We start from the raw sequence: 22854 nt of genomic DNA, 5'->3' as shown, positions 1-22854 counted from the left end.
CCGAGAGCACTTAAAAGCTCTCTTTCTCTGCTTCTATTTTTTTTATTTCCTCATGCCAATCATGAATTTCTATTTCCCACTGATCTATATTAGTTTGCAAAATATTAATTAAAAATGGAGAAAGAACATTTCTGTATTTTTCTAATTCTTGAATTAATTTCACTCGATCTTCAGTTAAACCTTGCACTAATTTTTTTTTGCTTTCCAAATTTGCATATACAAAAACTGGCCTGAATTTTCGTATCTCATTATCATCCATATCAGTAGTAACTCCTTACAAAAGATAAAGTAAATATAATTTTTGAAATTTTATACAAAATATAGTAATCACATTATAAACCAAGTGATTGCCCGAGCAAAAGAATCGGCAATTTGAAAAGAATATTTAGAAGGTACCCCAGCATTCTTTAAATAAGTATTTAAGCGTGATTTAATTGTTGATTGAGTAACACCCTCAGCTTCATCAATCCAATTATCAAGTTTATCTAATGCTTTTGTCATTTTAGATGAATTACTTTTCACATATTTAGCAGCATCTTTATCTAAAAGCTTTAGAGCATAAGACAAGATACTTCCACCTTGTTTTACTGCTACTTTAAGTGCATCAATCCCAATCTGTATTGCCCATCCTTTAAATCAGGCAGGTTGAATTCCTACCACTCCTGAGGATGTTTCTTCTGTAGCAAATTCATATGAATTGTTATACATTGAATCTGCTGTATTAGTTGAATATTCATCAGTTATATTTACATCTTCTTCAATATTGACTGTTGTCTTATTCCCAACAGCAAAACTAAATGTTGGAGCAATAGTGGAAAACATCAAAGTCGTTACCAAAATTGCCAAAAAATGTTTTTTCATTTTTTCTTCTCCTTTTAATTAATAATCTAAAAGCTATAAATTAAATTCTATAAAAATTTAATAGAGGACATTGTTCCACTTTTGGTTATAATCTTTTCAATTTTGAATTATCTTCTGAAAAAACCAAACTCATAGTAGAATTACTCTTACTTTTCATGGAGTTGGTTTTGAAGTCTTTCAAAACATCTGGGATTAAGTTTGTGAAGAATTAGTAGAAATCCATTATGAGGACATCATCAAAATCACAAAAAACCACTCTGAAAGGATACTGAGTGGTTTTTTTGCGTTTATTCAAATGTTTTCCAACCGAAAAGCTCAAGACGAGCAAGAGCTGCATGAAGAACAGCTTGAAGAGGAATCAGTACTGCTGTCATGGGAGCCGTTATGGCCACTATGATCGGCATGGCCGGATCCGGAGGAAACTGTGTTCGATTCATTCCCGAATATATCTTTAAATTCGCTGTCAAAATCATCGGTGCTTGCATAAGTGAAATAGGCAGGAGCTGCGTAGTCCGTCTGGTCGTACGTTTTCCGCCAATTCAATTTTGTCATGGGGCGATTTTCTTTAAATCGGGAAGTGAAAGATTCAAAGGTCCGTTCCGCGTGCATACTTGTCGGTTTCCGCATATATTTCTCTTTTAACTGCTCCAGCTCCAACGTTTCAAAATCGCGGAGAAGCGTTAGCCCTTTATCATGTTTGAAAAATTTTCCCCATTTTTGAATCGAATGGGAATCCAACGTAAAAAGCTGTACATAGTAAAAGTCAAAAAGAGTGCGCTCATCGGGTTTGAAAACAGGTTCTGAATGAGGATGGTGTTGAATGGTCCTACCGATGAAAGCCTGGCAAAACTCATCATATTCCTGTCTATAGTTCAGCATGTTATGCCATAACTCATCGATAACTGAATTAAACATTTCAACTTTTCCAAACACAGCAGCCATGATCAAGTAGCGTTTCAATTCACGCCAAGCCTGATTGACCTTTAACTGTGAGTACCGTGGATGATTCAGTCGGAATTCAGTATTGACCCTTTCCATATAATTGAAATCCAGTGCTGTATTAAGCTTTTCTATCAATGCTTCTGAAACGATTTCCGTTGCATGCAGATCTAAAGTTTCACCATGGTATTTGCGGAATTCATTTTGATAGCGTTCTAATTTTGCAGGTTCACTTAGCCCTTTAACGAAATTGACCAGGAAAACAGCAAAAATAGCCGCAAGAATGACATAAAAGAAGGTCATTTTTGTCCACTCCTCTTAATCTATGGATATATTGCATTAACATTATCTTACATGTTATTGGAATTCATTGTAAGTTTTTTATCTAAAATGTTCCATTGGTGGAAATTGATAAAGCTGGTGAGGTTGCAGGACAATCCCCTGAATCGTGTATCGTCCTTCCTTCGCATTTAAGGGGTCTTCAGTTAAAAATCAAGTGCTTCAAATAATGCTTCATATCTAGTATAGTTAGAGAGGAAAAGGGGTGAAGGCATGTACTTGACAGTAAAAGAGACTGCGGAATATCTTTCGATGCCGGAATCTTATATAGAAAGTTTGATCGTTCAAAATAAAATTCGCACCGTTCATGATGGTGAGCAGCATTTGATTTTTAAAGATCAGTTTAATATGCATCTTGAACAGATGGAGAAATATAAAAAGGACTTAGCGGATTATTATAACGAACCCATCCCCGAAGATATCGATGTGAAGGATGAAGATTAGCATCTGCCGATTTGGCAGATGTTTTTTCATGCAGAACTGGCTGTGAAATTAAAGATCAATTTTCGGAAAAGGTCTTAACTGCGTCTCCATCCTGGGTTTTACTGATCATTCAAATAATTTTGTTGTCAATGGAAGGTAATTGTAGTAGAATTCCTCAATTACGTGTAAAATGAAAGGTAGAAGGAATTATCACGGCAGAACGGTAGTTAGGAGATAGGTAAGTGGTAAAAGAGTATTTGCAAAGCGAAGGTTTTTCAAGGTTAATTACATTAATTGTGTTAGTCCTCTTTTTAATTAGCATCGGTAGTATGGTTAATATCGTATTATTCACATTTGTTTTCACTTTCCTGATGGGAAGGCTGGAGCAAATTATCATGATTCGGCTGAATAAAGTGATGCATATCAATTCCAAGGTTGTTATAAGCTTTTTATATGCAGTCGTCATTTCTTGTTTAGCTATCGTTCTTTATAAATATCTACCGGTCATTACGCTGCAATTCACGGAATTAGTGACACAAATTGTTTTCTTCTTTCAACATCCACCAGATAGCAGGGTCATTCAATATGCCATTAATATAATGAACGAGCTGAAATCTCCGCTCGATCTTCAAACACAGATGAATACACTCTATCTTTATATATCCGATTTCGGTAAACTGGCATTTCAAATTTTCATTTCCATGTTGCTTAGTCTATTTTTCTTATTGGAAAAAGATAAAATCATTCGCTTCACTTCTAAATTCAAGCGGGCCAAATTTAAATCTTTCTTTATAAACTTAAGCCACTTTGGCGTCAAGTTCATCAATTCATTCGGAAAGGTGATTGAGGTCCAGTTCTTGATAGCCATCACGAATGCCGTCCTATCTGTAACTTTCTTATGGATCCTTGGCTTCCCTCAGTTGCTCGGTCTAGGAATCATGATTTTCTTCCTTGGTTTGATTCCGGTTGCAGGGGTCATCATCTCCCTCATCCCGCTTAGCATGATTGCCTATAGTATCGGTGGCATGCCCAAAGTGATTGCTGTATTAATCATGATTGTTGTGATCCATGCAATTGAAAGCTATATTTTAAATCCGAAATTCATGTCGGCAAAAACAAATCTTCCAACATTTTTCACTTTCATCATCCTATTGTTTTCCGAGCATTTCCTTGGAATATGGGGATTGATCATCGGAATACCGATCTTCATCTTCCTGTTGGATATGTTGGATATTGAAGAGGGGAATATGGAAGTCCCATAATAATCATTTGAGCAGCGGCCACTAATATGGCCGCTGCTTATTTTTTTCAATTAAACCTTTTGAAAGGGGGCGCTAACTGTTTTCAATATAATATCCGTCAATTCGAGTAAATGGGGAAAGGGTGCAACTTTCCCTATTAGAGCATAGTTGCGTTTTTGATTTACCGAGTTAATTGATTAAAATTTTATTTTACTAAAGTTATTTATCGACTTTTTATTGCATAAAAAAACAAATAAACGTATAATATTCTTACAAGAATATACTGAAAGTTCTCTAAAGTTAGATTTATCTGTTTTTTTAAAAAAAGAGAGTTTACGAGAGAGAAGAGGGGATTATTTTGAAAAAGGTTTCTTTTTTAGTGTTTGCCATGGTGGCTTCTTTGTTACTAGTCTTGACAGGATGCGGGAAAGATAAGGAAGTCTCGACAACTGGTAAAGAGGAAGAGTCCAATGGGAAAACACTCAGAGTCGTGACGGACGCCAACTATGCACCATTTGAATATCTTGAAGGAGATAAGATTGTAGGGTTCGATGTTGATTTCATCAATGCCGTTGCAAAAGAAGCGGGTTATGAAGTTAAAGTGGAAAGTGTTGGCTGGGATCCGATTTTTGTTGAAATCGAAGGTAAGAGAGCGGATGTCGCCATATCTGCGATTACAGTGAATGACGAAAGAAAACAATCTTATGACTTCTCTGTTCCGTATTTCTTATCCACAAATAAGATTCTCGTCCCTGAGAAAAGTGATATAAAATCAGGAGATGAATTGAAAGGAAACGTCATTGCCGTTCAGACTGGTACTACTGGCCAGGAAGCGGTAGAGAAACTCCTTGGAAAGAATCACAAGGATATCAAAAAATTCGAAAACAATAACCTGGCCATTCAGGAATTACTAAAAGGCGGGGCTGCGGCTGTCGTAGCTGATAATACGGTTGTTGAAGAATATGTGAAAAATAACCCCGATCAAAAACTGAAAGTCGTTGAAGATAGCAAAAGCTTCAATGAGGAGTTTTATGGTCTTATGTTCCCAAAAGGCAGTGAATTGAAATCGGAGTTCGATAAAGCCGTGAATGCCATTTATGAAAATGGGAAATATGCAGAAATCTATAAAGAGTGGTTTGGTACTGATCCAGATATTGAAACTCTGAAAGCACAACAATAAAAACAAATGGATAGTAAAAGATTGCGTAACTTTACGTGTGAAGTTACGCAGTTTTTTTGGTCTTAGGAGGGAAACAAAATGAGTTTTCGCTGGGATATTATTTTTGAATATGCTCCTTTCTTATTAAAAGGAACGTTGCTTACAATAGGGCTGTCGGTTTCCTCCATCCTCATCGGTACTTTTTTGGGGTTATTGATCGGTTTAGGGAAACTCATGAGAAACAAAGTGCTTGCCTTTCCATTTTACTGTTATGTCACGGTTTTTCGCGGAACACCGCTTTTAGTTCAAATCTTTTTAATCCATTTTGGAATTGTGCCCTTTTTTACCGGGGAAACAAATGCAGTAACTGCCGGTGTCATTGCTTTATCTTTAAATGCAGCCGCATATATTGCCGAAATTTTTCGGGCGGGCATTCAATCCATCGATAAAGGGCAAATGGAAGGGGCGCGTTCATTGGGAATGACCCATATCCAAACAATGATACATGTTATATTGCCCCAAGCTTTTAAACGAATGATTCCTCCATTAGGAAATGAATTCATCGTATTATTGAAGGATTCATCCCTGCTTTGTGTCATTGCTGCCCCGGAATTGATGTATTGGGGGAAAGCGATGGGGAGTCAGTACTTTAAAGTGTGGGAGCCGTACTTGGCGTGTGCCTTCATCTATCTATTCCTTACCCTCATTTTAAGTTTTGTATTAAATAGACTCGAAAGAAGGTTGAAAACAGAATGATAAAGGTGGAGAATCTTAAGAAGTCATTTGGCCAAAATGATGTATTGAAAAATATCAATGCAATCGTTTCCCCTCGCGAAGTAGTCGTGGTAATTGGTCCTTCTGGATCGGGAAAGTCCACTTTCCTGAGGTGTATCAATCAACTTGAAACGATAACGGGAGGCCATATTTTCATTGAAGGACTTGATACGACAGACAAGAAGGTCAATATCAATAAAGTCCGGACGGAAGTTGGCATGGTATTTCAGCATTTTAACTTATTTCCACATAAGACTGTTCTTGAGAATATAATGCTTGCGCCTATAAAGGTCCGCAAAATATCCAAAGAACATGCTTCCCAAAGAGGGATGGAACTGCTTAAGAAAGTCGGACTTGCCGAGAAAGCGAACGCTTATCCGGATTCATTATCAGGTGGACAAAAGCAGCGCGTCGCAATTGCCAGGGCGTTGGCGATGGAACCGAAAATCATGCTATTCGACGAGCCGACTTCCGCTCTAGATCCGGAAATGGTCGGCGAAGTCCTTGAGGTCATGAAGCAGCTGGCTAAGGAAGGCATGACCATGGTAGTTGTGACCCATGAGATGGGGTTTGCAAAAGAGGTTGGAGATCGCGTGATTTTCATGGACGAAGGTTATATTATTGAAGAAAATATTCCTAGTGAGATTTTCAATAACCCCCAGCAGGAAAGAACGAAAGCCTTTTTGAGTAAAGTGCTTTAATTACACCTAAAGAAAAAAACCTTCCATAAAGGGAGGTTTTTTTTCGGAGTATATCAGGGGACTTCATTTGATGCATGAAGCGCCTAAAAGCGATTGAGGGCTTTTACCGAGCACAAGCATACTGATTTTGGCATATCCAATATTTTTATTTTGGGAGATGGTCTGAAGTAATGCCTGGATATTCGGATCATCCTTTAACTTTTGAACTTCCTCTATATATAATCCGATAACGGAGGGCATAACGAATTCAGGGGTATATTCGTTAGGGTTTTCATCCATGAGTAATGTGCCCATAAATTGATATTTAAATTGAAGAGCGCGTGTTAAAGCAACTACATGGAGCAGTTTATCAAATAGTTCGGGGTATGAATATTTAATTTTCTCCAGCGCTGCCTCTGTTGCCTGTAACTCATCGACACTAGATAAAGTGATCATGAATATCTCCTTTTTAGAATATATGGATCCATCAGCATTTACCGTGCTTTTTCCTTATACTAGTCTAACCCCGTCCTAATCCATTGTAAAATGGTTAGATGTTATCATGTGCATAACCTAAATCTATGATAGTGCTTACATCAATCATGCTAAATAATTCACTGCTTATGTGATAACGCTTCCCTCGTATATTTCAGCCATTCTTTTGCAGCGTATGAAAGGTAATGCTCCTTACTCCAAATAAATCCTAAATTCCAACTAATGGAGGGATTTTTAACCTTGATTGTCTTAACGCGCTCATCATGACGGCATAAACTTTCAGGTAATAGAGCAACGCCAAGTTTACAGTAAACCATTTCCTCAATAAAATCCCAGCGTGAGCTTTCCGTGACGATATGTGGAGAAAAACCGGCTTCATTACAGGATGAAATGATGAGATCTCGAAGGACGTAATCTTTATTGAATAAGATGAAAGATTCGTTTTCCAGGTCGGCCAAATCAATTTCTTCCACACAAGCATGCGGATGGGAGGGATGAACTATCAAGTTGATGTCTTCTTCCAAAAAAGCAAAATGATGAAAAATTGCGGTGTTGGTTGGCAGGACTATTACGCCTATATCAATTAAGTCATTTTGAACGGATTCTTCTATTTTCTTTGAACCATCCTCTACTAATTGAAAGGTAATATTAGGATAATCCTCGTGAAAACGGCTAAGTATCCGGGGGAAGAAAGAAGCGTCTATTATTGGCGGAAGCCCGATGCGTATATGTCCCTTTTTCAAACCTAATAAATTGTCCATTTCCGTTTCTAAATTGTGAAAGGCCTTATCAATCAATTTTGCCTGCTCTAAGACGACCCTGCCTGCATCGGTCAAGATCAGTTGCTTGCGTGAACGATCAAAAAGCTCAACGCCTAGCTCGGTTTCCAGGTTTTTAATCATCTTGCTGATGGTCGGCTGGGTAATGAATAAATGATCGGCAGCCCGAGTGAAGCTATTGAAATTGGTAACCTCTATAAAGTATTGCAGATGTTTAATATCCATTGCGTCACCTGTTATCCTCGTTTAAAATTAGTTTCATTTTACCCGTAAACGGAAGTGTTTGTAAAACATGATAAGTTTGCAGTTTCATGCATGCATAAATAAGCTGGATCCCTAAGGGGGACCCAGCTTATAAAAGGGCTGGCTAGTAACCCGTAAGTTTATTTGATCAACAAGACGGGCACTGGGGAATGTTGAACGATATAGTGGCTCACGCTGCCTAGGAATTCCTTGAAACCACTTAATCCGCGGCTGCCCATGATGATAAGGTCACAATTCTGGGATTTTGCATGTTCCAATAACGTAGTGATGGCTGAACCCTCTACCACAAATGTTTGGGATGCATTCGGGATTTCGGATAAAAGCGCTTCCGCCTTTTTAATCACTTCCTTGCCATACTTGAGCATGGATTCTTCAATTTCCTGAAAGGCATTGCCATATATATTTGGCTTGATTGGCAGCGTAACAGCGTGAAGCACCTGGATTTCGATAGCGGGATCCAGCTTCGCTAATTCAATCGCTTTTTCTAAAGATTTTAGTGCCAATTCAGATTCATCATAAGCAACTAATATTTTTGAACATAGCATTGAGCGATCATTCCCTTCTTTAAAAGAATATACCCTTAGTATATCAATTAAAATCTTTCATACAGTTTCATATATTATAAATTTTGTGAATAATTATTGAAGTTTACGTTAACGTCAATGTTAAAATGAAGGTAAATAATCCCTTTGCAAAGTGTGGTTTTAACATGTACACCATTTCTGATTTAGCAAAAGAATTCGGATTGACGACAAGGACCCTCCGATATTATGAAGAACTGGGTATGCTTAGACCAAAGCGTACCGAAACGGGAAAAAGGGTTTATGGAAAGAAGGAATATGCACAGCTCAAAATCATAATGCGCGGTAAGAAGTATGGATTTTCGTTAGTGGAAATAAAGGATATCGTCCTTTTATTCGATAAGGATAGGACAGGTATAAAGCAATTGGAAAAAACGATTGAAACAGCAGGACAGAAGCTAAACGAAATAAATGAACGCATTAAAGAGCTGGATGGGTTGAAGCAGGATTTTGAACAGGTAATTAAAGGTTTTACCGAAACCCTTCATGACTTGAAAGTGAACGATAAAACAGGCAAGCGGTGAAATTAATCTTGAAAATAGGTTTTGATGATAGTGAAGGATGAATATATATTCTAGAAACAAATGGGGTGAGGATTTGGAAATTCAAGAAACGATTGCAGTTGTGACAGGAGGAGCTTCAGGTCTTGGAGCCGCAACAGTAAGAAACATCATTAAAAAAGGCGGAAAAGCGGTCATATTTGACCTCTCTGAGGAAAAAGGCGCTAAAATGGCTCAGGAATTTGGAGATTCAGTTCTGTTTATTAAAACAGATGTAACAAGTGAAGAAAGCGTATCGATGGCAATGGATGAAGGGATGAAAAAATTCGGGAGCATCAATGCGGTCATCAACTGTGCAGGCATTGCAATTGCAGAGAAGGTCATAGGCAGAAAAGGTACACATGAATTGAAAGCGTTCTCAAAAGTCATTCAAATCAATTTGGTCGGTACGTTTAACGTAATCCGGCTTGCAGCGGAAAAGATGGTCGAAAATGAACCGAACCAAGAGGGGGAGCGTGGGGTCATTATCAATACAGCTTCGGTCGCTGCATTTGAAGGGCAAATCGGACAAGCCGCATATAGTGCCTCCAAGGGAGGGATTGTTGGTATGACTTTGCCAATCGCAAGAGAGTTAGCCAGCAAAGGGATACGTGTCGTATCAATCGCACCGGGTCTATTCCATACTCCGATGTTCGATTCGTTACCTGATGAAGCTAGGACGTCATTAGGGAAAACCGTACCATTCCCATCAAGGCTCGGATATCCAGAAGAGTACGCTAAACTAACGGAAAGCATCATAACGAATCCAATGCTGAATGGGGAAACCATCAGACTGGATGGGGCCATTAGAATGTCACCCAGGTAAGTTGTTAATTTCTTCAGGGCAATCCATTCTAATCCAGTAAAAGAGCCCCCGACAAAGAATTGGAAAGGAGATAAAACAGATGAAACATCCATACCTAAGTGAAGATCATGAGATTTTCCGTAGGTCATTCCGAAAGTTTTTAGAAAAAGAAGCAGTTCCCCACTATGAACGATGGGAAGAAGAGAGGATCATACCCCGGTCTTTTTGGGTGAAAATGGGGGAACAGGGTTTTTTATGTCCGGATCTTGAAGAAGATTATGGGGGTTCCGGGGGAGATTGGGGATTTGCCGTCATAATTAATGAGGAATTGGAAAGAGTCGGTTCTGGGTTCATTGGTTTCGGACTTCACAGTGACATCACTGTTCCGTATATTTCAGCCTACGGAAATGAGTCGCAGAAACAGCGTTGGCTTCCCAAATGCACGACGGGGGAAATCATTACAGCCATTGCCATGACAGAGCCTGGTACAGGTTCGGATTTGGCCAATATTAAAACGACTGCCATTTTGGATGGAGATCATTACATAGTAAATGGCCAAAAGACATTCATCACGAATGGCATACATTCCGATTTGGTCATCGTTGCCTGTAAAACGGATCCAAATGCAGTTCCGAAACATAAAGGAGTTAGCTTAGTCGTGGTCGAAAGGGATACACCCGGGTTTTCCAGGGGGCGAAAACTGAAGAAGCTTGGTTTGCACAGTCAGGATACAGCGGAGCTCATCTTCGAGGATTGCCGTGTTCCAAAGGAAAACCTGCTTGGTGAAGAAGGCAAAGGGTTTAATTACCTAATGGAAAAACTGCAGCAGGAACGACTTGTGGTGGCAATTTGTGCTCAAACAGCATCTGAAGATATGCTGGCCGATACGATTGAGTATGTGAAGGGCAGGGAAGCGTTCGGAAAATCCGTAAGTCAGTTCCAAAATACTCAATTCAAAATCGCGGAAATGGCAACGGAAATCAAAATGGGGCGTGCCTTCCTAGATCAATTGATCGCCAAACATATGGCTGGTGAACAGGTTGTAACGGAAGTTTCGATGGCAAAATGGCGTTTGACGGAGACTGCCAGAAAAATATCCATTGAATGCATGCAGCTCCATGGCGGCTATGGATATATGGAAGAATACAAGATTGCCAGAAGATATCGGGATGTTCCGGTAGCGAGCATCTATGCCGGGACAAATGAAATCATGAAGAAGATCATCGCTAAGAATATGGGTCTTTAATTTAATAAAAAGGTTGAGAAGGGAAGAGAGTATATGCGGGAAGTGGTTATCGTTGAAGGGATTCGCACGCCAGTAGGCAGAAGGAACGGTGTCTTGAAAGACGTCCGCCCTGATGATCTGGCAGGGGAAGTATTGAAGAAGCTGATTGAAAAGGCGGGCATCGATCCGGCTATTGTCGATGATGTCATTTTAGGCTGTGTTTCACAGTCGGGCGAACAGGCCGGTGATATAGCTAGGGTTGCTGCACTGATTGCTGGATTTCCGATTGAAGTGCCGGGAACGACGATTGACCGTCAATGCGGATCAAGTCAGCAGGCAGTCCACTTCGCTTCACAGGCCATCTTGTCGGGTGATATGGATGTGGTAGTGGCAGGTGGAGTGGAAAACATGTCACGAGTTCCCATGGGGTCTAATTATCAAGGTGCTGTAACAAGCCAAAAGTATATGGACCTTTATGAGGTGATCAACCAAGGATTATCAGCTGAGAGAATTGCCGATAAGTGGGGCATAACACGTGAAGATTGTGATCAGTTTTCCGTGGAGAGCCATGCCAAGGCAATACGTGCTCAAAAAGAAGGACATTTTAACCGTGAAATGATATCAGTATCGGGTACTGATAAAGAAGGAAATCATATCGAAGTTACGGAAGATCAAGGCCCAAGGGGTGGAACTACGCTTGAAGTACTTGCTGGATTGAAACCGGTTTTCCAAGAAGACGGTTTAATCCATGCGGGGAATTCAAGTCAAATCAGTGACGGTGCAGCCGCATTATTATTGATGGAACGCAGTAAAGCCAAAGAGCTTGGATTGAAACCGCGCTTTAAAGTGCATACCCGGGTTGTTGTCGGGTCAGATCCCACCCTGATGCTTACGGGACCGATTCCCGCCACCCAAAAAGCTTTGGAAAAAGCAGGTCTTACAATTGATGATATCGACATCTTTGAAGTGAATGAGGCTTTCGCTCCTGTACCGATTGCCTGGCTAAAAGAAACGGGGGCAGACCCGAGGAAACTGAATCCAAATGGCGGGGCGATTGCCTTGGGTCATCCTCTTGGCGGCAGCGGGGCCAGATTGATGGTGTCATTGATCCATGAGTTAGAAAGGACGGGCGGCCGTTATGGGCTGCAAACGATGTGTGAAGGCCATGGGATGGCGAATGCGACCATCATTGAAAGATTGGACTGAATCTGGACATTCCATGTATGAATATTCGTAATTCGCACGAAAGTAAAAGCTGAAAAGGGATGAAGCCGACCATCGCAGGCTTTGCTTGAACTCTTCCTGTTGATGGTGGGCCTACTTGAGGAGGAAAATGATATGTCAGTAACGATTAAAAATATCTTTGATCAGACGGTTCAGGAATTCCCCATTAAAGAAGCTATCTACGACGTGAGAAGAAATATCCGCTATACGTACATTCAATGGAATGAGCAGGTGAATAGGTTGGCGGCGGCCCTTCAAGCGGAAGGGGTGCGAAAAGGGGACAGGGTCTCTACGTACCTTTACAACAATGAAGAGCTTGCAACAGCATTCTTTGCCTGTGCAAAAATCGGTGCAATCTTTAATCCAATCAACTTCCGTTTAATGCCGGAAGAATTGGCCTTCATCTTGAACGACGCTGCTCCAAAGGTCGTTTTATTCGAACACGAATTGGAAGCGAACGTTGCCGCGGTTGAAAAAAGATTTTCGGAAACGGCCTTCTGGTATATTGATGATGATGTGCCTGGATATGCCAAAGGTTACCGCCAGAAAATGGCCAGTATCTCATCAAAGCCAGAAGAAGTGGATGTTCACGAGGATGATATCTATGCCATCATGTATACGAGCGGGACTACCGGACGTCCCAAAGGGGTGATTCACCTTCATAAAGATATGGTCAAACAAGCAGAGATTTTAATAGAGGCAATGAAGTACGAACGCTCTGATATCGGTTTGATTACTGCACCGATGTTCCATTGTGCTGAATTGCACTGTTCCTTTTTACCTCGCGTACAGGTCGGTGCCGCAAATGTCATATTACATCAATTTAATCCCAAAAAGGTCATGGAACTGATTGAATCCGAGGGGATCACCAAGTTTTTTGCTGCTCCTACGATGTGGAACATGCTCATTCAGGAAAACTTGGAGAAGTATAAATTCCAGAGTTTGAAGCTTGGGCTTTATGGAGCAGCCCCGATGGCCCCCTCGCTTGTAAGGGCCTGTCAGGAGAAACTCGGCATCCAGTTCATCCAAGCTTATGGAATGACTGAAATGGGTCCCGCCATCACTCTCCTATTGGAGGAAGATCAAATTAGGAAAGCGGGTTCTGCCGGCAAGGCATGTTATGATCATGAAATCATAATCGCCCGTCCGAATGACGAAGGGCCATCGGATCCCGAGGATATGCTGGAACCAGGGGAAACAGGCGAGATTCTTGTGAAGGGTCCATGTATTATGCAGGGTTACTTTCAAAAAGATAGAGAAACCGAAACGGCGCTTTACAAAGGCTGGTACCATTCCGGTGACATCGGCTTCCTGGATGAGGATGGATATCTGTGGGTCAAGGACCGGGTGGACGACATGATCATTTCTGGAGGGGAAAATATTTATCCACGTGAAGTGGAAGATACCTTATATGAGCATCCAGGAGTTCTCGACTGTGCAGTCCTTGGTCAGCCAGATGAACATTGGGGGGAAACGGTAACGGCTTTCATCGTAGCCAAAGACCCAACGCTAGCGGAATCTGACTTAGAAACCTGGTGTAAGAACAGTGAAACACTGGCGAACTATAAACGTCCAAGAAGATATATCTTCAGTAAAGAGCTGCCTCGAAACGCAAGTGGGAAGATACAAAAATTCATGCTTCGTAAACAGTTGGAAGAAAATGCTGATGGAAAAAGTTTGGGGAACCTTCTTTAATGCCGGGGTCAATAGCGATAAAGCTACTGACAAGTTAGGGTTGGAAAAGTCATTTGGATTCCAATCATACTTGGAGGGTAGACATTTAATAAAGACCGTAACAGATAGTTATTATATAAATAATAATCCTGTGGACCAATTCAAGGAGAGAGAATAGTTATCCACAACAATAATGCTGAGTGGTTAGCTTAAAATCCCCTTTATCCACATAATCCACAGGGTTATCCAGAAATAACATTATTTTCATGTTGATAAGCTGATTTATTGTACTTGTTTTTTATCAGTATTTTCAGAATATATCCACAATATACACAGGGCTGTGGATAAGCTATGTAAATAAAAAAACCTAAGGGGCTAATTGACAGCCCCTTTATCGGTTTCTCCTGCTTATAAGCGGCGATTATGAGCACGGCGGTCAGCCGCATTTGCCCGGGCTTGTGCCTCGATGTCTTCCTGGTCAGCAAGCTCGGAAGAATATTCAACGTCAAGTCCGTCACTTTTCAGGTTTTTAGGAACCTGAGGAAGTTTCTGTTTGTTCTTATCTCGATTATGGTGTATGTTATTGCGTCCCATGTTAGCGCCCCCTAGAGTAGAAAATAAGCTGGAGATGAATTCATTAATCATCTCCAGCTTATTTTGTGTTGAGTGGCTGTTCAAAATGTACGGGAAAAAACTCCAAACTTAACGACGGGATTTCTTTTCGGTATATCCACCAGCTCGATCTGCTTTTTTAAATTCGCGAGCATAAAGAATCGCTTGTGTACTAGTTAAGTTACTTTTTTCTTTATCGTGTTTTTTGAGCAATTAGATCATCTCCATTCCACTTAATATCCCTATTTTTTCCTAAAATGACCCTTTCATACGTGAGAATCTTCTTTTAAGATATTTTGTAAAGCTTCTTTAAGGGTTGGAAAGGAGAAGGTGAATCCTTCCTCTTTAAGTTTAGTGGGAAGGACATTTTGCCCTTCAAGTACAAGTATGCTCATTTCTCCAAGCAGTTTCTTGAGGAAGAAGGGAGGTACGGGTAACCAATGGGGCCGGTGCAGGACAGCTCCTATCGTTTTCCCGAATGTATCCATTTGAACGGGATTCGGGGCCGTAAAATTAACTGGACCTTCTATCCGTGCATCGTTCATGCAAAAGATGATTGCACGGACCGCGTCATGGATATGAATCCAGGAAAGCCACTGACTCCCTTTGCCCATCTTCCCTCCGCCGAATAGTTTATAGGGGAGGACCATCATTGGCAGTGCACCGTCTTTTTCTCCAAGAATCACCCCGAATCTTGTCAGGATCAACCTTTTACTGTAAGAGCGTGATTTAGCCGCTTCCTTTTCCCATAATTGAACAGTACGGGCCAAGAAATCATCACCAATGGATTCAGAGGTTTCGGTAAAGGTTTCATCGTCCGAGATACCATAATATCCGATTGCACTTGCATTAATGATGACGGACACATTATCGGGCAGTATGGAAATGATCCGGTTCATTTCTTTGGAAGCTTCGACCCTGCTTTCGACAATCCGGCGTTTTCGTTCAGGTGTCCAACGACCGCTGTTTAAAGATTCACCAGCAAGGTTAATGAAAACATCGAGCCCCGCCAAGTGCTGTTCCGGCTTTGCGTCCTTGGTTAACCAGCCGATATATGTCAAGTTAGTCTGTTTATTAAATTTTTCGGGGTGACGGGTCAAAATATATATATCATGATTTTCTTTTGATAATTCATCAATAAGGGCTGTGCCGACAAAACCGCTTCCACCAGCAATGGCTATTTTCATGAAAACCACTTCCTTTCCCTTTCTTTCCTTCACTTTAACATGCCCATGTTCTTTTTTCATTTTTAGACATGCTATATATAGAAATGGAAAACGTAAAGGGGTAAAGTAGGTGTGGGGGTGGATTTATGCCAAACATAACAAAAATAACAACCCAAAAGAAGCGTAAAGATCGTTATAACATTTTCGTTGACGAAAAATATGCTTTTAGTGTAGACGAAGAAGTGCTATTGAAATTTCATTTGAAAAAGGGTATGGAACTTGATGACCTGCTTTTGGCTGAAATACAATTCCATGATGAAATCCAAAAAGCATTTACCGATGCACTTAATTATTTATCATACCGGATGCGCTCGGAATCGGAAATTCGCCTTTATTTAAAAAAGAAGGAAACGGAAGAGCCGATCATTAAGGAAGCGATACATAAACTATACAGCTTTAATTATTTAGACGACCTTGAATTTGCCAAGGCTTACGTTCGGACCCATGTGAATGGAGGCAATAAAGGGCCAACTACCCTTAAGCTCGAGCTTAAGGAAAAAGGGGTGCAAGAAAAGTTGGTTGTCGAGGCATTGAAGGAATACCCCTATGATATTCAGATTGAACATGCAAGCAAACTTGCTGGAAAAGCGGTCAAAAAGGAAAAAAACATTTCCGAACGAGCTTTAAGGCTGAAGGTTGAACAAACCTTGTTACGGAAAGGCTTCCCTAGAGATGTCATCCATGTAGCACTTGAAGATGTGACGGTTGAAAAGGATGAAGATGAACAATGGGATTCTCTTTGCCACCATGCCGAAAAAATGCAACGTCGATATAAAAACCATGAAGGCTTCGAATATGAACAAAAAATGAAGCAGGCATTATACCGAAAAGGTTTTCCAATAGAATTGATTGAGCGTTATCTTTCCAATACAGATGGGGATTAAGTGCATCGATAGCCAAATCACAAAATTTTGTTTAATATAGAGGTAAATTAATATTTCATTTAAGGAGTCATATATATGAGCGACGTAAGATACAGCAAGTTGTCCGCCTATGAACTACAGCAGGAAATTGCAGCGTTGACTGAAAAAGCGAGAAAAGCAGAGCAATTGGGAATGGTTAATGAATTTTCAGTATTGGAACGAAAAGTGACGATGGCCAAGGCCTATTTGTTAAATCCGGATGATTTCAAAAAAGGTGAAATATATCAAATTGAGGGAGATCCCGGTGTCTATTTCAAAATTGATTATATGAATGGCGTATTCGCCTGGGGATACCGCTTAGGTGGAAGCGGTAAGGAAGAAGCACTGCCGATTTCAATGTTAAAATAAAAAGGAACCGGGAAAGTACCCGATTCCTTCTGGTGCATCTTTTAATTCGATCGCTCGTTTGATGCTTTCATTCTTTCTTGAGGGTGTGTATTTATACTGCCATCTGCACGCTTTGAAGCATATCTTGCTTTGGCACGAGGCTCGCCTTGGAATTTATTATTGTTTTGGTTGGGGAATCCTTTTTGTTTATTTCGCAAATTTTTCTCCTCCAAGCATCAGATTAAAGACAGAAGCGTTTCCGCTTACCACTAGTATGGGTATGGAACAGTATAGTTCATTCTGTAAAAATATTGGCAATGAGGTGGTTCTAATGAATGATTACCATGAAAGATTAACCAAGATACTGCTTGAGAAAAATGAACACATCACGTATGAGCAAGCTCTGACTTGGGTGGAATTATTATGGGAAGATTTCGAGGCGACCTATGCAAAGGCCGGGCATGAATATGCCGGAGAAGAAATGACATCGCGCGTTGTAAGGACCTGGATTGATAACTACGGAGAGCAATTCCACGAATTCATTGCAAAAAACCCTAAATATCAACAGTTATTAAATCAGCAGAATCGAGTGCATTAAAAAAGCTGATTCCAGAGGGGTTCCCTGGAATCAGCTCTTTTTCAATATACTACAAAATAATATTCAATTTCTTCTGCAGCTTCGCTTCGCTAAAGATCCAGCCGGTATAAGAATTCAAGATATTCAATTCGCTGTCTAAATGGACCACTGCCACAAACGGGTAATATCCATTGCTGCGGTATCTTAAATCGATAAAACGGACTTCATAATATTCTTTTATCTGTTCGATTTCAAAGCGGTAAACCGGCGAAAAGGACAGAAAGGCTGCCAAGTTGATATCCTTCTTGGCGGCTTCGAGAATTTCACTTTCAGGCAATGGCACTCGATCGAACGTATCCAGAATCGTCACATATCCATTATCGGCCCGTGCCACATAATAATTCTTTTCGGTAATCACTGCAATTTTCCAGCGATGAAAACGCATGGTCGGTGATAATAGAATTTTCCTTGCTCCAGGAATTTGCCTTTTGACCACTTTTTTTATAAAAGCTTGTTCCCTGAACCTGGAAATATAATAAATGACGAGTATTCCGTAAATGGAAAGAAATAAATAGCCTGGAGGAAATCCAAAGCCCCATAATATCAGGCCGGCAACATGTATTCCAAAAATGAACGGGTCAAATGTATTGATGACCCCCAAAGCTACCCATTTTGACGAAATCGGCCTAAGAGCCTGGGTCCCATAAGCATTGAATATATCCACGAATACGTGAAGGAAAACGGCTAAAAAGGTCCAGAGCCAAAGATGTAGGTAATTTGCTTCAGGTATGATGGCGAAAAGTGCTCCGCTGATAATCAAGGGCCAGAGTAAAACAGCGGGAATGGAATGCGTGATTCCACGGTGGTTTCGTATATATACAGCGTTATTCCTTAATTTTAAAACAGTGTCAATGTCCGGAGCTTGTGATCCCAATATCGTACCTGCTATGACTGCACTTGCAGTGACTGGGCTTTGCGCTATAACAGGATCCAATGTGGCAAGACCTCCAAGAGCAATTCCCATGACAAAGTGAGTACCTGTATCCAAAAAACTAACCTCCTTGCCACAATTTGAAAAAAATGGTCTTCTTTCATCATACCGTATTTATATATTAACCATCAAATGAATATAATTTTGATTTATTTCCGTGAGCCTTTACAAATAAATGAATATGAACATGATATTAAAAAAAGAATGGCCTACTATAGGTATTCCCAATTTTGATAAGAGTGTAACATCTTTGGAGGAACTGATGTGAAAGAAATTATGATCCCGACAATAGAAAAAATAAAAATCGATGAATTTCAAAAAGATTTGGTTTCCTGGTTTCTCGAAGAACAAAGAGAATTGCCATGGAGGGAAAATAAGGACCCGTACCGTGTTTGGGTTTCTGAAATAATGCTGCAGCAAACGAGAGTGGACACGGTGATTCCTTATTTCAACCGGTTTATGGACTGGTTCCCTACACTCGAGGATTTTGCCAATGCCGATGAAGAGAAAATCCTAAAAGCATGGGAAGGGCTTGGATATTATTCACGTGTAAGGAATCTGCATAGTGCCGTTCAGGAAGTGAAGGCTACCTATAATGGGATTGTACCGGATGATCCAGAGGAAATATCCAAATTAAAAGGTGTCGGCCCTTATACAGCTGGTGCGATTCTTAGTATCGCATACGGTAAGCCGGAGCCAGCCGTTGATGGAAACGTCATGCGTGTTTTATCAAGGATATTGATGATATATGAAGACATAGCAAAGCCAAAGACAAGAAAAACTTTCGAAGCGGCCGTCAGAAAGCTGATCGATCATGAACATACCTCTGCCTTCAATCAAGCGTTGATGGAACTTGGAGCATTGATTTGTACACCAGGTAAGCCTGCCTGCCTATTATGTCCCGTTCAAAGTCATTGTCTAGCATTTGAAGCTGGGGTTCAGTCGGAATTGCCGGTAAAAATCCAAAAGAAAAAAACGCGGGATGTACCAATTGTAGCCGCCGTTTTAACAAATGAAAAAGGTGAATTTTTAATTCACAAGCGAGCATCAGAAGGATTGCTTGCAAATCTTTGGGAATATCCGAATTTCGAAAACCATTCATCCCTTTTGCATAAGAGGGAATTCTTCGAGAGCCGGTTTCAGGAAATGTATGGCGTCAAACCGGAAATCACTGAATCACTTGTGAGAATTGAACATGTTTTCTCACACCTCGTTTGGAAAGTGGACACGTATATCGGAATGGTCAAAGAAGCCATCAGTGAAGAGACATTAATACAACAGCAACTTAAGTGGGTGAGTGAAGCAGAAATGGCTGAGTTAGCATTTCCGGTTTCCCACCAAAAAATGATGAGAGCGTATAAAGAAAAAGAGTGTATTGAATAAAATTATAGTCAATACATTCTTTATATTTTGGATTCGATTTGTAAATATGTGGGAACAGGGATTTATGCTAAAAAGAGGATATCCGTTCAGATATCCTCTTCCTTTTGTTGATTTACTAAGCCATATCCGTATAAAATCAATCGTAAATGGTTTTCGTACCATGAGTATAATCTGCTTCTTGCCTATTAAGTCCGCCTCTATTTTCAATTTCTTTGATGATTTCGCTATGGATACTCTGTCCTTCTTGGTTTAAATAAGGTACCATTTGTTGAAGGGAGTGATGAAAATAGGCAAGTTCACTATTTTCCCAATCCGATTTTTTCATCATCGACAACTCTGTCATATCACGTCCAACATACATAACAGTAACACTCCTTAAAAAAATGATTTTTATTACTCGGTGTTTACTCAGAAAGGATGAATAAACGAATGGAACAAAAAGTGGCACTCGTTACAGGTAGCAGTAAAGGTTTAGGCAAAAGCACGGCAATAAGGCTTGCAGAGGAAGGTTACGACCTCGTTATTAATTATGCCCGGAGCAAGTCGAAAGCATTAGAAGTGGCAGCCGAAATTGAAGCATTGGGGCGGAAAGCCCTTGTAGTTAAGGCAAATGTCGGTGACGTTGCGAAAGTGAAAAGCATGTTCGAGGAAATCGATGCTTATTATGGACGTTTGGACATTTTCATTAATAATGCGGCCTCTGGGGTGCAGCGTCCATTGATGGAGCTGGAGGAATCCCATTGGAACTGGACCATGGACATCAATACAAAAGCCCTCCTTTTCTGCGCACAGGAAGCGGCGAAATTAATGGAGAGGAACGGCGGGGGGAAAATCGTCAGCATCAGTTCACTAGGATCGATTCGCTATTTGAAAAATTATACAGCTGTTGGAGTTTCCAAGGCTGCGCTTGAAGCCCTGACAAGATATTTAGCGGTCGAATTGGCTGCGAAAAATATTTGTGTAAATGCCGTTTCAGGCGGTGTAATCGATACAGATGCCCTGAAGTCTTTCCCGAATCGGGATGAAATGCTTGCCGAGGCGGCAGAACAGACTCCGGCTGGAAGGATGGTCGAGGTGGAAGATATGGTGAATACCATCCTGTTTTTAATTTCCGATGGAGCCAGTATGATTCGTGGACAAACCGTAATAGTCGATGGCGGCATCTCATTGCTTGTTTAATGTAACTGGAAAATTTTAAATGTTTTTAGTTGGATAACACTCCTGGATAATGGTTATCTTATTATTTGTGGAGGTGATATCAATGGCTAAAAACAATAAATCACAAGCAGGTACTAATGTTCAACAAGTGAGACAACAAAACGCGCAATCTCAACAAGGTCAAGGCCAATTCGGTACAGAATTTGCTTCTGAAACCAACGTTCAAGAAGTGAGACAACAAAACGCGCAATCTCAGCAAAAAAAAGGTCAAGGTCAAGCACAAGGCCAATTCGGTACAGAGTTTGCTTCTGAAACTAACGTTCAAGAAGTGAAACAACAAAACCAAAAATCTCAAAGCAATAAAAGCCAAGGCTAATTGCCGAAGAAAAGCACCCTTCTTTTGAAGGGTGCTTTTTTTTGCCTTTCATTGGATTCGACAAATGTTTCGATGTGTTTACATATTATGTCAAAGGAAAAAACGGATAAAAATAGAATATACATACTAATAGGAAAAATACAGATTAGGAAGGTGCATTCATGGAGGAATTTAACCGGCTTATAAACAACCAGTTGAAAACGATGGATAAGCTTTTACTTTTACAATCCGAAATCGAAAGATGCCAAGATATAGAGAAGCAACTCCTTGCCCTGGAAGAGGAGAGTGAAGCAGTCACCATTCAGGAAGAGATTCAACTCAAAAAGCAGGAATTGAAAAGTATCCATGATATGTTCGAGAAGCAAACGGAAGAAGTCATCCGTTATTTTCAGCAAGGACAGGCTGCCATACGATGAATAACCGGCTAATTTCTTAGTTAAAATGGGTGGATGGTCAGACTTTTTCGACTTATTTACACATTTTCACTGGGAGATTAGCCACTTTTGTTTTAAATTTATGAATAAATCGCTATAATATAGGAATATAGGGTAAATGGAAAAAAGTATATATTTTTAAATACACACAACAACTGCAAACGGAATAGGGCACAGTACGCTGTCAGGGTGTCTATAGAAAGTAGGGAGAGATAAATGGGGATTGTTCCTGCCGAAGGAGGAAAAATCCAAATCCATAGCTATAAACATAATGGACATATCCATCGTATCTGGGAAGAGACGACCGTTTTAAAAGGGACCCAAAATCTGGTAATAGCAGCGAATGACCGTACTATGGTAACGGAATCAGATGGAAGGACCTGGATTACGAGAGAGCCGGCGATTTGCTATTTTCATTCAAAGTATTGGTTTAATGTTATTGGTATGTTGAGAGAGGACGGGGTTTATTATTATTGCAATATCAGTTCGCCGTTCACATACGAATCGGGAGCATTGAAATACATTGACTATGACCTGGACATTAAAGTATTCCCAGATATGACGTTTAATTTGCTGGATGAGGATGAATATGAAAGGCATCGGAAAGAAATGAATTACCCGGATGCCATCGATTCAATATTGAAACAGAACGTAGACTATTTGATTTATATGATACGCCAGCGAAAAGGACCATTCTCCGCAGAGTTTATTGATAGTTGGTATGAACGCTTTTTAACCTATCGATGATAGAAAAGGCCTGCTGCTTAATTGGCAGGCTTTTTCATTGTGTAACATATCTAAACAACTGATTCAATCTATCAAGATGCAGGATCCATAAAATGTGT

Annotated in this window: 32 protein-coding genes; 19 read left to right on the top strand and 13 right to left on the bottom strand. The window is 40.3% G+C overall.

Going from position 1 to position 22854, the window contains the following annotated elements; genetic code table 11:
- Positions 1–10: 10 nt before the first annotated feature.
- The 4 genes from MPH60_RS24090 to MPH60_RS24075 form a co-directional block, all read right to left on the bottom strand.
- A complete protein-coding gene (locus MPH60_RS24090) occupies positions 11–259 on the bottom strand; it encodes a hypothetical protein (RefSeq protein WP_241593483.1) in 249 nt (82 codons plus the stop codon).
- Between the two features lie 68 nt (positions 260–327).
- The gene (locus MPH60_RS24085) at positions 328–567 is read right to left on the bottom strand and encodes a hypothetical protein (RefSeq protein ID WP_241593485.1); all 240 of its coding nucleotides are present in this window, start codon (positions 565–567) and stop codon (positions 328–330) included.
- Positions 568–636: 69 nt separating this feature from the next.
- A complete protein-coding gene (locus MPH60_RS24080) occupies positions 637–861 on the bottom strand; it encodes a hypothetical protein (RefSeq protein WP_241593487.1) in 225 nt (74 codons plus the stop codon).
- Between the two features lie 315 nt (positions 862–1176).
- A complete protein-coding gene (locus tag MPH60_RS24075) occupies positions 1177–2103 on the bottom strand; it encodes a hypothetical protein (protein WP_241593488.1) in 927 nt (308 codons plus the stop codon).
- A 249-nt stretch (positions 2104–2352) separates the two neighbouring features.
- Between MPH60_RS24075 and MPH60_RS24070 the strand changes: the two genes are divergently transcribed.
- The 5 genes from MPH60_RS24070 (at position 2353) to MPH60_RS24050 (ending at position 6437) form a co-directional block, all read left to right on the top strand.
- Positions 2353–2583: an excisionase family DNA-binding protein gene (locus tag MPH60_RS24070; protein ID WP_048687214.1), complete on the top strand. Its 231-nt coding sequence runs from the start codon at positions 2353–2355 to the stop codon at positions 2581–2583.
- 221 nt (positions 2584–2804) lie between these two features.
- Entirely contained in the window at positions 2805–3824 is a 1020-nt protein-coding gene (locus tag MPH60_RS24065) for an AI-2E family transporter (RefSeq protein WP_241593490.1), read from the top strand.
- A 337-nt stretch (positions 3825–4161) separates the two neighbouring features.
- Complete coding sequence (locus tag MPH60_RS24060; RefSeq protein WP_241593492.1) at positions 4162–4983, top strand: basic amino acid ABC transporter substrate-binding protein; 822 nt, start codon at positions 4162–4164, stop codon at positions 4981–4983.
- A gap of 78 nt (positions 4984–5061) precedes the next feature.
- Positions 5062–5718 carry an amino acid ABC transporter permease gene (locus MPH60_RS24055; RefSeq protein ID WP_241593494.1) on the top strand — a complete coding sequence of 219 codons (657 nt, stop codon included), beginning with the start codon at positions 5062–5064 and terminating at the stop codon, positions 5716–5718.
- On the top strand, positions 5715–6437 hold the full coding sequence (locus MPH60_RS24050; protein ID WP_241593495.1) for an amino acid ABC transporter ATP-binding protein: 723 nt from the start codon (positions 5715–5717) through the stop codon (positions 6435–6437). Before MPH60_RS24055 ends, MPH60_RS24050 begins: the two co-directional genes overlap by 4 nt.
- Positions 6438–6500: 63 nt before the next feature.
- Here MPH60_RS24050 and MPH60_RS24045 read toward each other — a convergent pair whose 3' ends face one another.
- From MPH60_RS24045 to MPH60_RS24035, 3 genes are all read right to left on the bottom strand, one after another.
- The gene (locus MPH60_RS24045; RefSeq protein WP_241593498.1) at positions 6501–6872 is read right to left on the bottom strand and encodes a hypothetical protein; all 372 of its coding nucleotides are present in this window, start codon (positions 6870–6872) and stop codon (positions 6501–6503) included.
- 158 nt (positions 6873–7030) lie between these two features.
- Positions 7031–7915: a cidABC operon transcriptional activator CidR gene (cidR, locus tag MPH60_RS24040; protein ID WP_241593499.1), complete on the bottom strand. Its 885-nt coding sequence runs from the start codon at positions 7913–7915 to the stop codon at positions 7031–7033.
- A 158-nt stretch (positions 7916–8073) separates the two neighbouring features.
- Positions 8074–8499: a universal stress protein gene (locus MPH60_RS24035; protein ID WP_241593501.1), complete on the bottom strand. Its 426-nt coding sequence runs from the start codon at positions 8497–8499 to the stop codon at positions 8074–8076.
- 164 nt (positions 8500–8663) lie between these two features.
- Between MPH60_RS24035 and MPH60_RS24030 the strand changes: the two genes are divergently transcribed.
- The 6 genes from MPH60_RS24030 (at position 8664) to MPH60_RS24005 (ending at position 14180) form a co-directional block, all read left to right on the top strand.
- On the top strand, positions 8664–9059 hold the full coding sequence (locus tag MPH60_RS24030; RefSeq protein ID WP_241593503.1) for a MerR family transcriptional regulator: 396 nt from the start codon (positions 8664–8666) through the stop codon (positions 9057–9059).
- A 73-nt stretch (positions 9060–9132) separates the two neighbouring features.
- Complete coding sequence (locus tag MPH60_RS24025) at positions 9133–9900, top strand: 3-hydroxyacyl-CoA dehydrogenase (RefSeq protein WP_241593505.1); 768 nt, start codon at positions 9133–9135, stop codon at positions 9898–9900.
- A 79-nt stretch (positions 9901–9979) separates the two neighbouring features.
- Positions 9980–11125, top strand: coding sequence for an acyl-CoA dehydrogenase family protein (locus MPH60_RS24020; RefSeq protein WP_241593507.1), 1146 nt, complete (start codon positions 9980–9982; stop codon positions 11123–11125).
- Between the two features lie 33 nt (positions 11126–11158).
- Positions 11159–12310 carry a thiolase family protein gene (locus MPH60_RS24015; protein ID WP_241593509.1) on the top strand — a complete coding sequence of 384 codons (1152 nt, stop codon included), beginning with the start codon at positions 11159–11161 and terminating at the stop codon, positions 12308–12310.
- Between the two features lie 132 nt (positions 12311–12442).
- Entirely contained in the window at positions 12443–14023 is a 1581-nt protein-coding gene (locus MPH60_RS24010; RefSeq protein ID WP_241593511.1) for a fatty acid--CoA ligase, read from the top strand.
- Entirely contained in the window at positions 13995–14180 is a 186-nt protein-coding gene (locus tag MPH60_RS24005) for a hypothetical protein (RefSeq protein WP_241593513.1), read from the top strand. The genes MPH60_RS24010 and MPH60_RS24005 overlap by 29 nt, the downstream gene beginning before the upstream one ends.
- Before the next feature lie 230 nt (positions 14181–14410).
- Here MPH60_RS24005 and MPH60_RS24000 read toward each other — a convergent pair whose 3' ends face one another.
- The 3 genes from MPH60_RS24000 to MPH60_RS23990 all read right to left on the bottom strand — a co-directional run bounded on the left by MPH60_RS24000 (position 14411) and on the right by MPH60_RS23990 (position 15801).
- A complete protein-coding gene (locus MPH60_RS24000; RefSeq protein ID WP_101225951.1) occupies positions 14411–14596 on the bottom strand; it encodes a YfhD family protein in 186 nt (61 codons plus the stop codon).
- Between the two features lie 108 nt (positions 14597–14704).
- Positions 14705–14827: a YfhE family protein gene (locus MPH60_RS23995; protein WP_081088510.1), complete on the bottom strand. Its 123-nt coding sequence runs from the start codon at positions 14825–14827 to the stop codon at positions 14705–14707.
- A 53-nt stretch (positions 14828–14880) separates the two neighbouring features.
- Positions 14881–15801, bottom strand: coding sequence for a TIGR01777 family oxidoreductase (locus tag MPH60_RS23990; protein WP_241593561.1), 921 nt, complete (start codon positions 15799–15801; stop codon positions 14881–14883).
- 125 nt (positions 15802–15926) lie between these two features.
- On the opposite strand from MPH60_RS23990, the gene recX reads away from it, so the two are divergent.
- Positions 15927–16724, top strand: a complete 798-nt coding sequence (recX, locus tag MPH60_RS23985) for a recombination regulator RecX (protein ID WP_241593515.1) — start codon at positions 15927–15929, stop codon at positions 16722–16724.
- A gap of 75 nt (positions 16725–16799) precedes the next feature.
- The gene (locus tag MPH60_RS23980) at positions 16800–17111 is read left to right on the top strand and encodes a YfhH family protein (protein WP_125163529.1); all 312 of its coding nucleotides are present in this window, start codon (positions 16800–16802) and stop codon (positions 17109–17111) included.
- Positions 17112–17152: 41 nt separating this feature from the next.
- Here MPH60_RS23980 and MPH60_RS23975 read toward each other — a convergent pair whose 3' ends face one another.
- Positions 17153–17308: a small, acid-soluble spore protein K gene (locus MPH60_RS23975; RefSeq protein WP_034305387.1), complete on the bottom strand. Its 156-nt coding sequence runs from the start codon at positions 17306–17308 to the stop codon at positions 17153–17155.
- A gap of 113 nt (positions 17309–17421) precedes the next feature.
- Between MPH60_RS23975 and MPH60_RS23970 the strand changes: the two genes are divergently transcribed.
- Positions 17422–17688, top strand: a complete 267-nt coding sequence (locus MPH60_RS23970) for a YfhJ family protein (protein WP_101225953.1) — start codon at positions 17422–17424, stop codon at positions 17686–17688.
- A 49-nt stretch (positions 17689–17737) separates the two neighbouring features.
- Here the strand turns inward: MPH60_RS23970 and MPH60_RS23965 are convergent, their stop codons facing one another.
- A complete protein-coding gene (locus MPH60_RS23965) occupies positions 17738–18715 on the bottom strand; it encodes a metal-dependent hydrolase (RefSeq protein WP_076371135.1) in 978 nt (325 codons plus the stop codon).
- A 219-nt stretch (positions 18716–18934) separates the two neighbouring features.
- Here MPH60_RS23965 and mutY point away from each other — a divergent pair, with 219 nt between their 5' ends.
- Positions 18935–20041, top strand: a complete 1107-nt coding sequence (mutY, locus tag MPH60_RS23960) for an A/G-specific adenine glycosylase (protein WP_241593562.1) — start codon at positions 18935–18937, stop codon at positions 20039–20041.
- Positions 20042–20177: 136 nt separating this feature from the next.
- On the opposite strand, the gene MPH60_RS23955 is transcribed toward mutY, so the two are convergent.
- A complete protein-coding gene (locus MPH60_RS23955; RefSeq protein WP_192207875.1) occupies positions 20178–20402 on the bottom strand; it encodes a hypothetical protein in 225 nt (74 codons plus the stop codon).
- A gap of 68 nt (positions 20403–20470) precedes the next feature.
- On the opposite strand from MPH60_RS23955, the gene fabL reads away from it, so the two are divergent.
- From fabL to ntdP, 4 genes are all read left to right on the top strand, one after another.
- Positions 20471–21220 (top strand): enoyl-[acyl-carrier-protein] reductase FabL, encoded by a 750-nt coding sequence (gene fabL, locus MPH60_RS23950; protein WP_241593517.1) that lies wholly within the window; start codon positions 20471–20473, stop codon positions 21218–21220.
- 82 nt (positions 21221–21302) lie between these two features.
- A complete protein-coding gene (locus tag MPH60_RS23945; RefSeq protein ID WP_241593523.1) occupies positions 21303–21575 on the top strand; it encodes a gamma-type small acid-soluble spore protein in 273 nt (90 codons plus the stop codon).
- A 161-nt stretch (positions 21576–21736) separates the two neighbouring features.
- Positions 21737–21991, top strand: a complete 255-nt coding sequence (locus tag MPH60_RS23940) for a YgaB family protein (RefSeq protein WP_063577340.1) — start codon at positions 21737–21739, stop codon at positions 21989–21991.
- A gap of 234 nt (positions 21992–22225) precedes the next feature.
- Positions 22226–22756, top strand: a complete 531-nt coding sequence (gene ntdP / locus MPH60_RS23935) for a nucleoside tri-diphosphate phosphatase (protein WP_063234823.1) — start codon at positions 22226–22228, stop codon at positions 22754–22756.
- The last annotated feature ends 98 nt before the right edge of the window (positions 22757–22854 follow it).

The sequence above is a fragment of the Peribacillus sp. Aquil_B1 genome, assembly GCF_022603275.1.
In the GTDB taxonomy this organism is placed as follows: domain Bacteria; phylum Bacillota; class Bacilli; order Bacillales; family DSM-1321; genus Peribacillus.
Note: the sequence above shows the minus strand (reverse complement) of the source record. Positions and strands in the feature narration are given on the sequence as shown.

Coding starts and splice junctions, on each gene's coding strand:
- MPH60_RS24075 (WP_241593488.1), bottom strand. CDS start 2,103: ATGACCTTCTTTTATGTCATTCTTGCGGCTATTTTTGCTGTTTTCCTG.
- MPH60_RS23990 (WP_241593561.1), bottom strand. CDS start 15,801: ATGAAAATAGCCATTGCTGGTGGAAGCGGTTTTGTCGGCACAGCCCTT.
- MPH60_RS24030 (WP_241593503.1), top strand. CDS start 8,664: ATGTACACCATTTCTGATTTAGCAAAAGAATTCGGATTGACGACAAGG.
- MPH60_RS23940 (WP_063577340.1), top strand. CDS start 21,737: ATGGAGGAATTTAACCGGCTTATAAACAACCAGTTGAAAACGATGGAT.
- MPH60_RS23955 (WP_192207875.1), bottom strand. CDS start 20,402: ATGTATGTTGGACGTGATATGACAGAGTTGTCGATGATGAAAAAATCG.
- MPH60_RS24055 (WP_241593494.1), top strand. CDS start 5,062: ATGAGTTTTCGCTGGGATATTATTTTTGAATATGCTCCTTTCTTATTA.
- MPH60_RS24090 (WP_241593483.1), bottom strand. CDS start 259: ATGGATGATAATGAGATACGAAAATTCAGGCCAGTTTTTGTATATGCA.
- MPH60_RS24070 (WP_048687214.1), top strand. CDS start 2,353: ATGTACTTGACAGTAAAAGAGACTGCGGAATATCTTTCGATGCCGGAA.
- recX (WP_241593515.1), top strand. CDS start 15,927: ATGCCAAACATAACAAAAATAACAACCCAAAAGAAGCGTAAAGATCGT.
- ntdP (WP_063234823.1), top strand. CDS start 22,226: ATGGGGATTGTTCCTGCCGAAGGAGGAAAAATCCAAATCCATAGCTAT.
- MPH60_RS24050 (WP_241593495.1), top strand. CDS start 5,715: ATGATAAAGGTGGAGAATCTTAAGAAGTCATTTGGCCAAAATGATGTA.
- MPH60_RS23970 (WP_101225953.1), top strand. CDS start 17,422: ATGAATGATTACCATGAAAGATTAACCAAGATACTGCTTGAGAAAAAT.
- MPH60_RS24010 (WP_241593511.1), top strand. CDS start 12,443: ATGTCAGTAACGATTAAAAATATCTTTGATCAGACGGTTCAGGAATTC.
- MPH60_RS24005 (WP_241593513.1), top strand. CDS start 13,995: ATGGAAAAAGTTTGGGGAACCTTCTTTAATGCCGGGGTCAATAGCGAT.
- MPH60_RS23980 (WP_125163529.1), top strand. CDS start 16,800: ATGAGCGACGTAAGATACAGCAAGTTGTCCGCCTATGAACTACAGCAG.
- mutY (WP_241593562.1), top strand. CDS start 18,935: ATGATCCCGACAATAGAAAAAATAAAAATCGATGAATTTCAAAAAGAT.
- MPH60_RS24000 (WP_101225951.1), bottom strand. CDS start 14,596: ATGGGACGCAATAACATACACCATAATCGAGATAAGAACAAACAGAAA.
- MPH60_RS24035 (WP_241593501.1), bottom strand. CDS start 8,499: ATGCTATGTTCAAAAATATTAGTTGCTTATGATGAATCTGAATTGGCA.
- MPH60_RS23945 (WP_241593523.1), top strand. CDS start 21,303: ATGGCTAAAAACAATAAATCACAAGCAGGTACTAATGTTCAACAAGTG.
- MPH60_RS24080 (WP_241593487.1), bottom strand. CDS start 861: ATGAAAAAACATTTTTTGGCAATTTTGGTAACGACTTTGATGTTTTCC.
- MPH60_RS24020 (WP_241593507.1), top strand. CDS start 9,980: ATGAAACATCCATACCTAAGTGAAGATCATGAGATTTTCCGTAGGTCA.
- fabL (WP_241593517.1), top strand. CDS start 20,471: ATGGAACAAAAAGTGGCACTCGTTACAGGTAGCAGTAAAGGTTTAGGC.
- cidR (WP_241593499.1), bottom strand. CDS start 7,915: ATGGATATTAAACATCTGCAATACTTTATAGAGGTTACCAATTTCAAT.
- MPH60_RS24015 (WP_241593509.1), top strand. CDS start 11,159: ATGCGGGAAGTGGTTATCGTTGAAGGGATTCGCACGCCAGTAGGCAGA.
- MPH60_RS24045 (WP_241593498.1), bottom strand. CDS start 6,872: ATGATCACTTTATCTAGTGTCGATGAGTTACAGGCAACAGAGGCAGCG.